Source organism: Shewanella sp. SG41-4, assembly GCF_014164505.1.
Taxonomy (GTDB): domain Bacteria; phylum Pseudomonadota; class Gammaproteobacteria; order Enterobacterales; family Shewanellaceae; genus Shewanella.
Map to the genome: position 1 here is coordinate 1 of NZ_JACJFI010000722.1, position 848 is coordinate 848.

Sequence of the window (848 nt, forward strand, 5' to 3'; positions counted from 1 at the left end):
CGCCTACCAACATGTTTCCATCTTCGGTGAAACTTAAAACTATTTTGGTAGCAGGACGATTATCATCGAATAGATAACTGTACTTTGCGGTTATTCTTTCTGCATCAGCCTGAGTTCTTGCCGTCGACATTTCATCTCGCCACGCCTGACCTTCCATTATGCCAACATAATGACTAGCGATAGCAGCGGTTGTGCGTAGTGCATCTTCAACTTTGGGCTTTTCTTCAAAAGCCTGTTTTAGCTGGTCAGCGTAAGGATAATCAGCGGGTAATACCAATTGCCCTTCTGAATCGAACTCTATATTGGCCGGCGGTGCAGGAATGTTATATTCATCCATTAGTTCTTTAAACTTTTTTTCTGAATACTTTGCAAGTGTATCAACATTATGCTGTGTGGGCAGTAGCAAAGGGATATCCATTATGCTCAATGTATCGGGAATTGGTTTTCTTGAAAAATAGTCATCCAAATTTATATCCTGAACGCCTTTGTTTGTATCCATTTTTTGAGCAGCATCGTTGGTTGTATTGACAGGGATTCTTGATGCCTCCGCTTTCTTGTGAGCATAAAGTAAATCCGCGAAATTTTTACCGGAATCCGACTTTTGAACTTCTGTGGTCTTAGAAGATTGTTGATAAATTGAGTTTACAGTACTATTAATTAGCATTTTTTCTCCTTATAATTTCATTGTAAAATGAGTTAACCAAGCAATTTATGTACCACTATTGTAACCGTCTAGCGAACCACACCTACTGTTTAAAATTCCAGGGTAACAAGCTATCGATATTGGGTTCTGGTTTACACAGTTCATCAAGGCAAACCATGATGTAATCAAATGGGATTAGACCATT

The 848-nt window shown here is 38.9% G+C and carries 1 protein-coding gene; it reads right to left on the bottom strand.

Annotated elements, in window-relative coordinates; all coding sequences use genetic code 11:
• Nucleotides 1–664 (bottom strand): hypothetical protein (locus tag H5202_RS23500; protein ID WP_182774117.1); only part of this gene is annotated, 664 nt, incomplete at its 3' end.
• Nucleotides 665–848 lie beyond the last annotated feature (184 nt).